The following is a 15,258-nucleotide window of genomic DNA, read 5'->3' as shown; positions in this document are numbered from 1 at the left end:
GAAGATTGTTGGACATACTGAAAGGTATAGAAAACTTTCAGGAGGCATATACATTACATGGTTGTTAATTATGTATGCAGACATTGTCGAACTTTCTTAGGGCGAATTGACTCCGCTGCAATAACCGAAGAAAGGTTGGGCTTCCATTCCTTGACCCCTGCTGAACGTAGAGATATAATAGCGTATAATTCGGGTGGTGAGGTGACCGTTAAGGTCATTTGCGAGCATTGCAGTCAGGCACTGGAGAATAATCCGGAGCTGAGTCTGCTCGTAAACCCGCTCCAATAACAGGTATTCAACTGGTCTGATGTACCAGCTTGAGAGGTGAAGCGGCAATTCCGCTTATGGAGCCTTGGCAGCATTGCTGAGGCTTCTTTTTCGGTTTACATGTAACTATTTATAAGCATAAAGGGGTGCCTTTTTTGTTACAAGCACTTATTCAGGCTTTTACGAAGGATGCTGATTATGCATCCATTGCGGCAGGTATTTCCTCAGGCATGAAGGAACAGCTGATATCAGGCTTGTCAGGCTCTTCAAGACAGGTCCTGATGGCCGCACTTGCTGAAGATACTGGACGACCGTTAATGGTCATGACGCACAATATGTTTGCCGCTCAAAAGATAGCAGATGATTTGCAGGAAGCGCTTTCTCCTGATCAGGTTTTATTGTATCCAGCTAACGAGTTGGTAGCTGCTGAAGCAGCCATATCCAGTCCAGAGACGTTATCCCAACGAATTGATGTATTGATCCGATGTGCCCAGGGTTTTCGTGGGGTTGTTGTCGTGCCGTTTTCTGGAGTCCGGCGTCTACTACCAATCCCGGAAACATGGCGTGAGGCTCGTGTTGAGCTGAAAGAGGGAGAAACGATTCAGCTGGAAGCATTTTTGCTGCATATGGTGGAGATGGGATACCAGCGTGTAGAGCGTGTTGAATCCCGCGGGGAGATGAGTGTACGCGGGGGAATTGTTGATTTTTATCCAATGACAACCCGATGGGGCTATCGTGTGGAGTTGTTTGATGATGAAATTGACTCCATCCGTATGTTTGATCCGCAAGATCAGCGTTCGGTGGAAAAGGTACAGGAAGTTACTGTAACGCCATGTAAGGAAGTTATTGCAAGCCACCAGCGTATGGATCAAGCTGCTGATGCCGCTGCTCTGTTGTTGGAGGAACAGCTGGACAAAATGACAGATCGTCAGGCTAAGCAGCATCTGAAAGAGGAAATTCATCGTGAAATTGAGCTGCTGCGGGAGCATGTGTATTTTGACGAAATCTATAAATATATCTCCCTGCTGTATCCTGAACGCAAAACCTTGGCTGATTATATGCCGGAAGATACGATTCTAATCATTGATGAACCAGCACGGATGCTAGAAACAGCCAGGCAGCTAGAGCGGGATGAGTCTGAATGGAATTTGCATTTGCTTCAAAACGGTAAAACTCTACCGCAACTGGAGCTATCGGATAACTCGGATAATCTGCTGTATAATCGGAGATTTCAAACGCTGTTCCTGTCGATCTTTCTTCGCCAGGTTCCGCATACACAGCCGCAAAATATTTTGAATTTCATCTGCCGTGGCATGCAGGATTTCCACGGTCAAATGAATGTACTCAAGGCAGAGATGGATCGTTGGCGCAAGGCAGGCACACAGGTTATGATGCTGGCGAGCGGAGATGAACGTCTGGATCGGATGCGGCGAGTGCTTCAAGACTACGGTATTGATGAGCCGACGATGGCGATTGGTAATCTGCAAAGCGGTTTTGAGATGCCGTCTATTCATCTGGCAGTGATTACCGAAGGTGAGATGTTCTCCCAGAAGCAGCGGAAAGCACGTAAGCAGGGGCGACATGTAGACAATGCAGAGCGGATTAAGAGCTATAGCGAGCTGAAGGTGGGCGATTATGTCGTACACCAAAATCACGGAATCGGGAAGTACATGGGAATCGGTACGCTGGAGGTTGGCGGTATCCATAAGGATTACATGCATATCCTCTATGCGGGCGGAGATAAGCTGTCTGTACCGATTGAACAAATTGATCTGATTCAGAAGTATGTGGGCTCCGAGGACAAAGAACCCAAGATTTACAAACTGGGCGGCAATGAGTGGACACGTGTTAAAAGTAAGGTGCGCAGTTCGGTTCAGGACATCGCAGATGACTTGATCAAGCTATATGCGGAAAGACAGTCAGCACCAGGCTTTGCTTTTGAAAAGGATTCACCAGAACAGCAGGAATTTGAGGATATGTTCCCGTATGATGAGACACGTGACCAGATTCGGGCTATTGAAGAAATTAAAAAGGACATGGAGCAGAGTCGTCCGATGGATCGTTTGCTGTGCGGTGACGTAGGCTACGGCAAGACTGAGGTGGCTATTCGTGCTGCTTTTAAGTCTGCTATTGAGGGCAAACAAGTGGCTGTGTTGGTACCGACGACGATTTTGGCACAACAGCACTATGAGACTTTCCGTGAGCGCTTTTCCGGGTATCCGTTCAATATTCAGGTATTGAGCCGTTTCCGCTCGCGCAAAGAGCAGAATGAGACGACCAAGGGAGTTCGACAAGGTACGGTGGATATTGTCATTGGTACTCACCGTCTACTTTCCCAGGATCTGGTGTTCAAGGATCTGGGGCTGCTTATTGTCGATGAAGAGCAACGTTTTGGCGTAACGCACAAAGAAAAGCTGAAAAAACTGAAAACGAATGTAGACGTGTTGACACTAACGGCTACACCTATTCCCCGTACGCTGCATATGTCCATGCTGGGTGTACGTGATTTGTCAGTTATTGAGACGCCACCAGAAAACCGTTTTCCAGTGCAGACCTATGTAGTTGAGCATAGCCAGACTCTAGTTCGCGAGGCCATTGAACGCGAGATGGCACGTGGAGGACAGGTGTACTACCTGTATAATCGCGTACAGGGGATTCAGGAGATGGCTGCCGAGATCAATGCACTTGTCCCAGACGCCAAGGTGGGCGTAGGTCACGGACAGATGTCTGAAACGGAACTGGAGAAAACCATTTTGGATTTCCTAGATGGTGAATATGATGTACTGGTTAGCACGAGCATTATCGAAACTGGTGTGGATATCCCCAATGTGAATACACTCATTGTGCATGATGCTGATAAAATGGGGCTCTCCCAGCTTTATCAGCTGCGTGGGCGTGTAGGCCGTTCCAATCGGATTGCCTATGCTTATTTCACGTACCAGCGAGATAAGGTGCTTACAGAGGTGGCGGAGAAGCGACTTCAGTCTATCAAAGAATTTACGGAGTTGGGTTCTGGGTTCAAGATTGCAATGCGTGATTTGTCCATCCGCGGAGCGGGTAACTTACTTGGCGCCGAGCAGCACGGATTCATCGCTTCCGTTGGTTTTGACCTTTACTCGCAAATGCTGGCTGAGGAAATCAACAAACGTAAAGTCAGTGTGCTTGGAGAAGAGGATCAATCCAACCGGAATTGGAGTACATCGATTGATTTGGGTGTCGATGCTTACCTGCCGGGAGACTATATTTATGACAGCATCCAGAAGATTGAGATTTATAAGAAAGTTGCAGCGGTCAGTACCTTTGATGAGGCTTCCGAACTGGAGGACGAACTGGTCGACCGATTTGGCGATCTGCCAGAGGCTGTTCGTCATTTGCTTGCCGTGGCTCGTCTTAAAGTATATGGACGGATGTATGGAATCGAGTCCATTGTGCAGCGGGATGACAATATAGTGCTGAAATTCCATGAAGGTCGTCAGCACGCGGTTCAGACGGCCAAACTTGCCGAGATTGGCAATCGCTTTGAAAGACGTGTACAATTTGAACAGGGCACTTCTATGAGCGCACGCATAAAGGGCAAAGGTCTAAATGATCCACAGTTGCTAGAACTGCTGGAGCAATTTTTGAGTGCATTGAAAGAAGCATTCACATTGAAGGAGGAACTGCAAAATGCCACAACTAAATAAAAGAAAACCTTGGAGAATGCTCTCCTTGGGCATGGCAGCGTTGCTAGCTATATCGGTGCTGGCAGCATGTACAAAGCAAGCGGATGAGAATAAGGTCAAGGATGAGCCGAAAGACAACAGCAAGGTTGTCGTGACCTATAAGGGTGGAACGATTACCGAAAATGAGTTCAACCAAGAAATCAGCATGATGAAATTTCTGTACCCAGAGTATGAGGCTGCTTTAGCTTCTGATCAGGTACGTGAGCAAATTGTAAAGCAGGAAGTAGTGTACAAGCTTTTGGCGGCCAAAGCGGACGATAAAGCCAAGGAAGAGGGCGCCAAACAAGGAAACGAGCAGTTGGAGCAGTATAAAAAGTCGGTCGGCGAAGATAAGTTTAAGACATTTCTGAGCGATCAGAAGCTGACCGAACAAGGTGTGAAAGATTACTTCACGCGTGTCATGACGGTAATCAATAGCGAAACCAATAAAGTAACGGATGATCAGCTGAAACAGGAATTTGAGAAAAATAAAGATCAATTCACGACAGCAACCGTGCGCCATGTATTGATTAATTTCGAAGATCCAAAAACAAAGAAACAGCGTACAAAAGAAGCTACTCTCAAGCTGGCCAAAGAAGTAAAGGCGAAGCTGGACGGTGGAGCGGATTTTGCGACGATTGCCAAGAAGTATTCGGAAGACCCAGGTTCCGCATCTAATGGGGGGCTGTATGAGAATGCGTCCGTAGCACAATGGGTACCTGCTTTTAAAGAGGCTGCCGAGACTCAACCGATTAACAAAATTGGTGAGCCTGTGGAAACAGAATACGGATATCACGTGATCAAAGTGGAGTCCCGCAATGAGCCAACATTTGATAAATTGAAGGACAACGAGAAGGCTGCCCTGAAAAATAAATTGGCAGGGGAAAGTATCCAAAACTTTACCGAAAATGATTTGGCGAAGCTTGATTTGAAAATCAATCTGCCGAAGGCACCTGCTACGCAAGAGAAAAGTGGTGCAACGTCCGGTGCGGGCAGCACAACTACACCGAGCGGAACAACAAGCGGTACGGGCGATAGTAAAGCTGGAACAGCCAAAGATGGAGCTGCAAACGAAGGTAAATAACTGAACATGCATAAGGAATTGGGAACAGATGAATACTATGGTCAGATATCACCATAAACACCATGACCGCGACGTTCTTCGTGACTGCTTCTGGGGGAGTGGAAGCGTCTTTCGATACCGTCAGTAGTTTACTAAATTCTTCTTGAGAAAGTGGGGCAACATGTGAAATGAAAGCTACTGGTATAGTTCGCCGTATTGATGATCTTGGGCGGGTAGTTATTCCAAAGGAGATTCGCCGCACCTTGAGAATTCGTGAAGGAGATCCGCTTGAGATTTTTGTGGATCGTGACGGAGAAGTCATTTTGAAAAAGTATTCACCTATTGGTGAACTTGGTGATTTCGCCAAAGAATATGCTGAGTCCCTGTTTGAAAGCACAGGCCATATTACGATGATTACCGATCGTGACACCATTATTACGGTGGCTGGAGGCTCGAAAAAAGAGTTTCTGGACAAGCAAATCGGTAGCATTATCGAAGGTAGCATGGATAATCGCAAGACTGTGCTGGAGACAGCCAGCGGCTCTTATGAGCTGACGCGAGACCACGAAGAAACACTCTCGTCCTTTGTGACGGCTCCCATTGTTTCGGGTGGTGATCCCATCGGCTCTGTTATATTGTTGAACAAGGATGAAAATGTAAAAATGTCCGAAATGGAGGTCAAGATGGCTGAAACAGCCGCTGGCTTCCTGGGCAAACAAATGGAACAGTAACACCCCGTTTCACCCCTGTATGACGTACAAAACGGATAAAGCCGTTCAACGTTGTACAGGGATTTTTTTCTTTCCGGGAGGAGAGACGGTATAATAGGACTCGTAAAAATGCTTATCCAGGTGGGAGTGGAGACGGAGAATGCAGGAAAATCGCGCCGCTTCGCGGCTGCTACGGGGTGCTGTCATTTTGACAATGGCAGCGGTAGCAAGCAAGCTGATCGGCACATTGCAAAAAATCCCGTTGCAAAATATTGGCGGCGACGGCGTGTTTGGCATTTATAATACGGTTTATCCTTTTTATACGCTGTTTATTACCATTGCAGCTGCTGGATTCCCGGTTGCCGTATCCAAATTTGTAGCTGAGTATGAGGCTGTGGGAAACCGGGCAGCAGGGCAACGTGTTGCCCTGCTATCTTCGCTTGTATTGGGCATCTTCGGACTGATTCTGGGGCTGCTGATGTATACGTGTGCGCCGCTAATCGGCCAGTGGATCGACAATGCTCACGTCATTCCATCGGTGAGGGCGGCAGCGGTTGCCTTTTTGTTCGTGCCGGTTATGGCGGGACTGAGAGGCTATTTTCAAGGTTTGCAAAATATGATTCCAACGGCGGTCTCCCAAGTGACGGAGCAGGCGATACGGGTAAGCGTGATGATCATATTGTTGCTGTTCATGCTGCCACAAGGAGCAGGGGCGGATATGATAGCCGCTGGAGCAGTGTTTGGCTCAGCAGCAGGCGGAGCAGCGGGCTTGGTGATCATGCTGTTGTATTGGCGAGGTCACAGAAAGAGACTTAGGCGGCAAGAGACGGCAATGACAACAGTGCAAGCCCAGACTGGTGAGCTTTACCCAGCGGAAAGCAACGGCGCTTTGCTAAAGGCGCTGCTACGTTATGCCTTACCTGTTTGCCTTGGAGCGCTAGCCGTTCCGTTAATTAACCTGGTAGATACATTTACCGTCCCTCGCTTGTTAAAGCAGGAGGGCTTGGACGATACGGCGGTTATGGTGGCCTTCGGCGTGTATAACCGGGGGCTTCCGCTAGTACAGCTGGTCATGATGTTTGCCACCACATTGTCGGCATTGTTCATACCCTCGCTGGCTGAGGCTCGGGTAACCGGAGGTACGGAGTTGGCACGTCGTCAGTGCGAGCAATCGCTGCGCTGGTTTTGGCTACTAGGACTAGCCGCTGCGACAGGCTTGATCGTGCTGGCCGTGCCCGTCAATGTGATGCTGTATGCAGACGATACCGGCAGCACGGTGATGCGCTGGATGGCGCTGACCGCCGTAGGAGGTACGCTCAGCATCATCTCGGCTGCGCTACTGCAAGGGCTTGGCGCGGTTCGCGCGCCAGCTCTGGCGATGCTCGCGGCCGCAGCAGCCAAGGCGCTGCTAAACTGGCTGCTCGTGCCACAGCTAGGCACGGCTGGTGCCGCCATAGCGGGGGCTGTCGCCTATCTGCTGGCGGCAGTGATCAACATCGCGCTGCTGGCCCGCTTGGTGGGGTTGCGCGGGAGCTGGTCCGCCAGTGTACTCAAACCGGCGGTATTGCTTGTCGCCTTGGCTGGTGCAGCCGGGGCGGCGATGTGGGGCACCAGTGCTGTGCTGGGTGCCTTAGGATGGGCTGCCGGAGGTCGTGCCACGGCAGCGGCGGAGAGCCTGCTGGGAGTAGCCGCAGGCGCCGTGGTGTTCGTGATCGGCCTCGCACGCTTGAGGTTGATCACGGAAGCCGAGCTTGTGGCAGTGCCCAAGCTCGGACGCCCGCTGGCAGCCGTGCTGCGCAGACTGCGTGTACTGGCTTAGCCGGGGTTATACGACTTGCCGCGCGACAGCTGCGCAAGCCATTTTATGAGCCTATACAACTTTGTGGTATAGTAAATGCCAAAGCAAAGGAAGCGGAAGCTGGATTGGATTGCGCCGGGTGTTTTTTCCGAGCATGAATCCTGCTTTTGCGGAACGGAGGATTGGATATGAGCGTAACATTAACGATCGTAGGTCTGGGCTCGGGAGATCCCGATCAGCTTACGATAGGGATATTGAACAAAATGCGGGGGGCTTCAGCGCTATATCTGCGAACCAAGGAACATCCGGCGGTTCAAGTGCTGGATGAGTTTGAAGTGGCCTTTGAGTCATTTGATGCGGTATATGAGACAAAGGAATCTTTTCCAGAGGTATACGAGGAAATTACCAGTCAATTGATGGCAACAGCTGCTAAGGCGGCAGACGGAAGCGAAATCGTCTATGCGGTTCCCGGTCACCCGATGGTGGCGGAAGCAGCGGTGCAGTTGCTCAAGGAGCGTTGTCCTGCGCAAGGGATTGAACTAAACATCTTGGGGGGCGAAAGTTTCCTGGATGAGGCTTTTGTGCGTCTTGGTTTTGATCCGATTGAGGGTTTCCAGCTGTTGGATGCAGGTACACTGGATGCGAGCTGGCTCCAGCCTCAGTTGCACACGCTGATCGGACAGGTATATGACACCTTTACGGCTTCCGATGTGAAGCTGTGCTTGATGGAGCGGTATCCTGACGATTATGAGGTGTATGTCGGCCACGCGCTTGGGGTAGAAGGTGAGGAAGCAGTCCACAAGGTGCCGCTGTACGAGCTGGATCGAGTAGAGGGCTACGGGAACCTATCCTTGGTGTACATACCTCGCAGTGAGGATGAGGCGCTGAAACGGCGTTCTTTTGACCGTCTACATGAGATTGTCGATATTTTGCGCAGTCCAGAAGGCTGTCCATGGGATCGCGAACAGACACATCAATCGATCCGCAAAAATCTGATCGAGGAAACGTATGAGGTCATTGAAACTATAGATGAGGATGATCCTGAGCATATGAAGGAAGAGCTCGGCGATCTGTTGTTACAAATTTTGCTGCATGCCCAAATGGAAGAGGAAGTCGGAACCTTCAATGTCTATGATGTGATCCAAGGGCTGAACGATAAGCTTATTTTCCGTCACCCGCATGTGTTCGGTGATAATCAAGCGAATGATGCGGAAGAGGCGCTGCAAAACTGGGAACAGATGAAGGCTGAGGAAAAACGACTTAAAGGTACAACGGCAGCAGACCCTTCCGTGCTGGATGGGGTTCCCCGTGATCTACCTGCTCTTATGAAATCGTACAAGCTCCAGAAAAAAGCAGCTAAAGTAGGCTTTAACTGGGATAGCATTGAAGGCGTATTTGATAAACTGGACGAAGAAGTGGCTGAGTTGAAGGAAGCGGTTCGGGAAGGGCATTCCGTGGAAGCTCAGTTGCTGGAGTTGGGCGATGTGTTATTTGTTGCCGTGAATGCAGCCCGGTTCATGGAAGTAGATCCAGAGGAGGCGCTGTCAGCCACTAATCGCAAATTTGTGAGCCGTTTCCAGTATATTGAGCAGAAATTACGCGAGCAGGGACGTCGTCCCGAAGACAGCAGTGTAGATGAAATGGAGACCTACTGGCAGGAAGCGAAAAAGCTCCTTGATAGAGATTGACTCCATAGATTTGATCTTTGGCTGTATGGGCCAGTAAAATGAGACATAAGCAGGGTTGAAAACACGCCCAGCTTGAGCAGACTTGCCAATGGGCAGAGTTTTGTAGTAGGATGTTGGCTTAACTGGGGGTCGAATAAAAAACGCCTGTCATTGCAGGATTTTTAAGGACAAGCCCGAATAACTTGTAATAATTCTGAAAATAACTGTAGCCTATAGTTAACATGTTACAGTAGTATTCAGAAAGGCTACGGCCACAGTTGGACCTCACGTCTGCTCCATTTATGGATATGTAGCGTGATGATTATTTTTTGACATTTAGGAGGCTTTTATCTTATGAACAAGACAGATCTGATCAACAATATTTCCAGCAAAAGCGGTTTGAGCAAACGTGACGTTGAAGCTGTATTGAATGGCGTACTTGGTGAAATTACAGATGCACTTGCGAGTGGCGACAAAGTACAACTGATCGGCTTTGGTACTTTCGAAACGCGCAAGCGTTCTAGCCGTACAGGCCGCAATCCACAAACCGGCAACACGATTGAAATTCCAGAATCGACCGTTCCTGCTTTTAAAGCCGGTAATAAGCTTAAAGAAGCCGTTAACTAATGCGTCTTGATAAATTCTTGAAAGTCTCGCGGCTGATTAAGCGTCGTACAGTAGCCAAGGACGTCTCTGAACAAGGGAGAGTGCTGGTGAATGGACGCGAAGCCAAGCCGAGCAGTGCGGTCAAAGTGGGCGATGAAATTACCGTCCAATTTGGCCAGAAGCTGGTGACCGTGCGAGTGGAACGGCTCGCCGACACTACACGCAAGGACGAGGCTGCAAGTATGTACACTTTGGTAAAGGAAGAGCCTATTGCCAGGGACAACGGTTTGAACTGGTAAGCAGACATCTGATTTTCTCATAACGTTGTACATAGAAGCATTCCTTCATATCTTATGAAGGGATGCTTTTTCTTTTGGATGATGAGCTTTCGTCTAATATATGCTCGTGAATAACCAATGCGGTTCTAAATCATGCCCACCCCTTCATAAGCTAAGAACAGAAGGAGGGGTACATGCCATGATTGAACAAGGGAAGTCCAAGCACCATGATCTGCGCATGCAAAGCCGCAAGCAGCTCGACATTTCAGGCGTCAGCAATGTGGAGAGCTTTGACAGTGAAGAGTTTTTGCTTCAGACCGAGCTGGGCCATCTCACCATTCGCGGACAACATTTACATATCAAAAACCTCAGTCTGGAAGAGGGGCTGCTGTCCATTGAAGGTCTGATTACTTCCCTCGTCTACCTAGAGCCTGGGGCCCCGGCCAAAAACGGAAAAAGCCTATTCGGCAAGCTCTTCAAATGAACCCTTACACACAATGGCTGACATTGACGTGGATGCTATTGTCGGGCATAGCGATGGGAGTGGTATTTGACAGCTACCGGGTGCTGTCAATCCGCTTTCATTTTGCCCGTTGGAGTGTTCATATGTTGGACGTGCTGTATTGGGTGGCCTCGGCTTTGTTTATTTTCCGTGTGCTGTACGCGAGTAATCGCGGTGAGCTGCGGTTTTATGTCTTTTTAGGACTACTTTTGGGGGTTTGGCTCTATTTTTGGGCCTTTAGTGTTACAACCCAACGTTTTGTGGTAATGTTAATAGAGATCGTTCGCAGACTGACGTTGATCGTGAACAGCATACTGCGCATCCTGATTGTTCTTCCGGTGTTAGCGCTGTATCGGCTGTTACGCAAGCTGGTCGGATGGACATGGGCACTTATTGTGTTCCTAGGAAGGATGCTGATATACATCCTGATGCCGGTTTGGAAGCCGATTCTTTGGTTGATCCGTCCGCTTATAGCGCGCTGGAAGACGCCAGATCCGCTCATAAAGCTAGGTATCAGACTGAAAAATACAGCAAAAAGATGGTTTGGAAGGGGGTAGTATCATGCGTAATTCGTCTGTAGATCGCCATTCATCTCCTACGTCCAAGTCCAATGCGGGCGGGCGCAGGCGAATCATGATTTGGTTGCTATCGCTTGCCGCCTTTGGTAGTTGGGCCATATTCACCTTTTTTTCTCAAGGCATGATCATGGCCGATCGAAGTGAACAGCTCACCCAGAAGGAAAAACAGAAGCAAGCTGCTACACAAACGGAACAACAGCTTCAAACCGAAGTGAATCGTCTCAAGGACCCTGAGTACATTGGAGAAATTGCTAGAAGCAAGTACGGTCTTTACAAACCGGAAGAGACGCCAATCATCGGAGATCAAAAATAGAGGCATTATCGGGCCAATGCTTAGTTGACCTTGGTTCCGCCATTTTGTATAATCAAATCACCACAGCGGGATTTTTTTGCAAAAAAATCGGTTGTATATTTTAAGGGAGGATCATTTTATTCTATGGCAATTGAAGTGGGCACCAAGTTAGAGGGCAAAGTGACAGGCATCACGCATTTTGGAGCATTTGTGGATTTGTCTGGAGGTGTCACGGGTCTCGTTCACATCTCGGAAATCGCCGATAATTATGTTAAGGATGTTAACGACCACCTGAAGATTAATGATGTTGTGACGGTGAAAGTCATTAATGTTGACAAAGATGGCAAAATCGGACTTTCCATTAAGCAAACGATTGATAAGCCGGCAAGTGAAGCCCGTCCCCCAAGAGCTCCAAGACCGGAGCGTACAGGAGGACCAGGCGGAGGAGACCGTTTTGGCGGCGGAGGTTCAGGTCCAAGTCAGGGACGCGGTGGTGGTTTCAACCGCGATCGTGGAGGCCGTTCTTTCAAGCCTGCACCGGGTAAACCTTCATTTGAGGATAAAATGTCACGCTTCCTGAAAGATAGTGAGGAACGCATTTCGTCGCTGAAAAAGAACACCGAAGGTAAACGCGGAGGACGCGGCGCGAAGCGTGTTTAATTCACTTTGACAACCGTATCAACCATACACGGAAAACCGTACAGTCGAAAGACTGCTACGGTTTTTTTGCGTTCTACCGACAAGAGATGCGACAAGCTGTGGCTGCGGGCAATACATTTGGGCGAAGGTGTACAGGCACATTTTTAAGATTAGTAGTTTCATGAAGAAGAGTAGAAGCATCGTACTGAAATGTTGGATGTTTTTTTTGTCGTGTGGGCATAATCGTCCGACAAACTCCACCGGTTTTCCGTCTATCTTCTGTGCAAATCGCTAGTCTGGGCATCAGGGTGGACGACATACAGAGGCCGTGCAAGGCGTGGAGTGATACAACTTCCATCTGCTTCCATACGGGCGCAGCTTGATGTACAGGGGGATGCTCTGTCCTTTCGCGCGGCACGTTTTTTTGTCGGAAATTTCTTGGAATAAGACGTGAGGTTCTGACAAACTTTCTCAATCGTTCCGGTTTAAGATGGGAACATCAAATTGATGAATGGGGTGCCTGACGCATGATGGAGAAATGGAACGTGGTACATTTTCCGGGGTTAAAATCTAGAAAGTCCAAATCCAAAGAGCGTACGGAAGGTTGGCCTTCCAGACTCAAGAAACGGCTCGATTCACATAAAATGGTGCAATGGGTAACCGCGCAAAGATGGATGCTGCTATTGTCAGCTATGGGAGTTCTACTGGGACGCGCCACTATTTTGGACGAGCTTTCTCCTTTTGCCCTCGCTTATTTTGCGGTCATTACGTTCCTTCGGCGTGATCTAATGCTGCCTGTAGCTGTATCCGTTGTGCTAGGCAGCCTGTTAGCTCCTTACCCATCGTTGTTCATGATTGGTGGTGAGCTAATCGTATTTTATCTCCTGTATCGCGGGCTACGTACCTTCGATCGTCTGGAATTATCCTATGCCCCGCTTATGGTCTTCTTGTCTGTGTTTATGGTCAATTTATTTAACGCCGTGATGGCTCCGGCTTTTACATGGTATGAGCTTGTCATTGTGGGAACGGATGCGGTGCTCAGTTTTATGCTTACATTGGTGTTCACACAGGCCATACCGCTGTTTACGTACCGCAAGAAGGCAAGCCAATTGAAGAACGAAGAAATTTTGTGTCTGATTATTCTATTAGCCTCTGTGATGACGGGAGCAGTAGGATGGACCGTTCATTCACTGTCTGTCGATCATGTGCTTTCACGATATTTGGTCTTGGTGTTTGCTTTGGTGGGAGGTGCTTCGTTGGGTGCTTCGGTCGGTGTGATTACCGGTTTAATTTTAAGCCTGGCCAATATGTCCGCAATTGTGCAGATGAGTCTACTTGCTTTTGCAGGTTTGCTGGCAGGAATGCTGCGTGAAGGGAGAAAAGGTGCAGTGGCCCTTGGCATGCTGTTGGGCTCCTCCATTTTGACGATCTATTTGGATGGGACTGGGGACGTGTTGACATCAACTTGGGAGAGCTGTGCGGCAATTCTATTATTTTTAATGACTCCAAAAAGTTTCTTTAAAGCGGTTTCTACCTATGTCCCTGGTACGCAGGATCACGCCAAGTCCCAGCATGAATATGCCAAAAGAGTTCGTGATCTCACTGCCGAGCGGGTGACGAAATTTTCCCGTGTATTCAGCCAGCTATCGCGCAGCTTCCATCAGATATCTGCGAGTGAGGGAGCAAAACCGGACGGAGAAATGGAACACTTTATGAATGCGGTGGCGGAAGGAACCTGTGCCTCTTGCTTTAAGTGCGAGCAGTGCTGGGACGGCAAGTTTATGCAAACCCATCAGTATATGACGGAAATGATGAGCGCCATTGAGGATAATCCTGATTTGGAGCCGGAGCAGATGCCGCCACAATGGAGCAAGGCATGTGCCAAGACGGGCGCTGTCCTGCAGGTAATGAAGCAGCAGTATAGTCTCTACCAACATAATATGCAGTGGAAGCGCCAAGTATACGATAGTCGTCAGCTTGTTGCTGACCAGCTATCCGGTGTATCGCAAATTATGGAGGATTTAGCGCGGGAAATTCAGCGAGAAGGGCAGACCATGCATCGGCAGGAAGAGCAAATCCGAGAGGCTCTTGATCGACTCGGCTTGTCCATTCAATCCATTGAGATTATTAGCCTGGATGCAGGTCAGGTTGAAATAGAGATTGTCCATGCCTATACAAGGGGATTTGATGAATGTCGGAAAATCATTGCTCCACTGCTGTCGGACATACTGGACGAGCATATAGCTGTCATGCGCGAAACGGCGGCAGATCGCCGCCAAGGCTTGGCTACAGTCATGTTCGGCTCTGCTAAAACGTATGAGATTGCTACAGGAGTAGCTAGTGCGGCCAAAGGAGGCGATTTCTTCTCAGGAGACAGTTACAGCATGATGGAGTTAGGGAATGGGACTTTCGCAGTCTCTTTAAGTGACGGTATGGGGAACGGAGAGCGTGCGCAGCAAGAGAGCAGTGCAGCACTTAACATTTTGGAAGAACTACTGCAATCAGGTATGGACGAAAAATTAGCGATCAAGTCGGTTAACTCTGTCCTGATGCTCCGATCACCTGAGGAAATGTATGCTACGGTGGATATGGCGCTGATTGATCAGTATACGGCTCGGACAACCTTTATGAAGATTGGATCTACACCAAGCTTTATTAAAAGGGGGGAGGAGGTCATTCCCGTATCTGCCAGCAATTTACCGATTGGCATTATACAGGATATCGAAGTTGATTTGGTGTCGTTGCAGCTCCAGCCAGGAGATATTCTCATTATGATAACAGACGGTATATACGATTCACCGGGTTATGCAGTCAATAAAGAAATATGGATGAAACGCATGATTCAAGAGATTGAAAGTGAGGACCCGCAGGAACTGGCCGACTGTTTGCTAGAACGGGTTATTCGATATCAACAAAATCAAATCTATGATGATATGACTGTAGTTGTTAGTAAAATAGATCACTTTCGCCCAGAGTGGGCCACCCTTCATGTACCTGGCATGAGGTGGTTGGAACGTCCGCGGACGGTGAGCTAGACTCACATTGCCCGGGAAATTGCTTATTCATTTTTAAAAATCCGCATCCTTCGTTTGAATCGTTCCGGATTAGGCAAAGATAGAATCTATCGGAATAGATTAAGAGGAAGCGGAGGTCAAAA

13 protein-coding genes are annotated in these 15,258 nt (G+C 48.7%); all 13 read left to right on the top strand.

Translation table 11 applies throughout. From position 1 onward, the window contains the following. Nucleotides 1-57 precede the first annotated feature (57 nt). The 13 genes from fin to spoIIE all read left to right on the top strand — a co-directional run bounded on the left by fin (nucleotide 58) and on the right by spoIIE (nucleotide 15,136). A complete protein-coding gene (gene fin, locus HFE01_RS23805; RefSeq protein ID WP_007428020.1) occupies nucleotides 58-288 on the top strand; it encodes an anti-sigma-F factor Fin in 231 nt (76 codons plus the stop codon). A gap of 134 nt (nucleotides 289-422) precedes the next feature. Next, nucleotides 423-3,950, top strand: coding sequence for a transcription-repair coupling factor (mfd, locus tag HFE01_RS23800; protein WP_016818917.1), 3,528 nt, complete (start codon nucleotides 423-425; stop codon nucleotides 3,948-3,950). Continuing rightward, nucleotides 3,934-5,052, top strand: coding sequence for a peptidylprolyl isomerase (locus HFE01_RS23795; RefSeq protein ID WP_167438699.1), 1,119 nt, complete (start codon nucleotides 3,934-3,936; stop codon nucleotides 5,050-5,052). The genes mfd and HFE01_RS23795 overlap by 17 nt, the downstream gene beginning before the upstream one ends. Nucleotides 5,053-5,219: 167 nt before the next feature. Continuing rightward, the gene (gene spoVT, locus HFE01_RS23790) at nucleotides 5,220-5,762 is read left to right on the top strand and encodes a stage V sporulation protein T (protein WP_013368681.1); all 543 of its coding nucleotides are present in this window, start codon (nucleotides 5,220-5,222) and stop codon (nucleotides 5,760-5,762) included. Between the two features lie 139 nt (nucleotides 5,763-5,901). Then, nucleotides 5,902-7,560, top strand: a complete 1,659-nt coding sequence (locus tag HFE01_RS23785; RefSeq protein WP_167438698.1) for a putative polysaccharide biosynthesis protein — start codon at nucleotides 5,902-5,904, stop codon at nucleotides 7,558-7,560. A 167-nt stretch (nucleotides 7,561-7,727) separates the two neighbouring features. Further along, nucleotides 7,728-9,227 carry a bifunctional methyltransferase/pyrophosphohydrolase YabN gene (gene yabN, locus HFE01_RS23780; protein WP_016818914.1) on the top strand — a complete coding sequence of 500 codons (1,500 nt, stop codon included), beginning with the start codon at nucleotides 7,728-7,730 and terminating at the stop codon, nucleotides 9,225-9,227. A gap of 333 nt (nucleotides 9,228-9,560) precedes the next feature. Further along, nucleotides 9,561-9,833, top strand: a complete 273-nt coding sequence (locus HFE01_RS23775) for an HU family DNA-binding protein (protein WP_007428028.1) — start codon at nucleotides 9,561-9,563, stop codon at nucleotides 9,831-9,833. After that, complete coding sequence (locus HFE01_RS23770) at nucleotides 9,833-10,111, top strand: RNA-binding S4 domain-containing protein (protein ID WP_016818913.1); 279 nt, start codon at nucleotides 9,833-9,835, stop codon at nucleotides 10,109-10,111. Before HFE01_RS23775 ends, HFE01_RS23770 begins: the two co-directional genes overlap by 1 nt. A 178-nt stretch (nucleotides 10,112-10,289) precedes the next feature. Then, nucleotides 10,290-10,574 (top strand): sporulation protein YabP, encoded by a 285-nt coding sequence (yabP, locus tag HFE01_RS23765; RefSeq protein WP_013368685.1) that lies wholly within the window; start codon nucleotides 10,290-10,292, stop codon nucleotides 10,572-10,574. After that, on the top strand, nucleotides 10,571-11,149 hold the full coding sequence (gene yabQ, locus HFE01_RS23760) for a spore cortex biosynthesis protein YabQ (RefSeq protein ID WP_016818912.1): 579 nt from the start codon (nucleotides 10,571-10,573) through the stop codon (nucleotides 11,147-11,149). Before yabP ends, yabQ begins: the two co-directional genes overlap by 4 nt. A 4-nt stretch (nucleotides 11,150-11,153) precedes the next feature. Further along, on the top strand, nucleotides 11,154-11,483 hold the full coding sequence (locus HFE01_RS23755) for an FtsB family cell division protein (RefSeq protein ID WP_013368687.1): 330 nt from the start codon (nucleotides 11,154-11,156) through the stop codon (nucleotides 11,481-11,483). A gap of 123 nt (nucleotides 11,484-11,606) precedes the next feature. Then, complete coding sequence (locus tag HFE01_RS23750) at nucleotides 11,607-12,122, top strand: S1 domain-containing RNA-binding protein (RefSeq protein WP_013368688.1); 516 nt, start codon at nucleotides 11,607-11,609, stop codon at nucleotides 12,120-12,122. A gap of 506 nt (nucleotides 12,123-12,628) precedes the next feature. Then, nucleotides 12,629-15,136: a stage II sporulation protein E gene (spoIIE, locus tag HFE01_RS23745; protein ID WP_019685739.1), complete on the top strand. Its 2,508-nt coding sequence runs from the start codon at nucleotides 12,629-12,631 to the stop codon at nucleotides 15,134-15,136. Nucleotides 15,137-15,258: the final 122 nt, after the last annotated feature.

The organism is Paenibacillus sp. EKM10P (genome assembly GCF_011800655.1).
GTDB classification, from domain to species: domain Bacteria; phylum Bacillota; class Bacilli; order Paenibacillales; family Paenibacillaceae; genus Paenibacillus; species Paenibacillus polymyxa.
The sequence above is the reverse complement of the archived record's forward strand: the minus strand, read 5'-3'. Positions and strand labels throughout refer to the sequence as shown.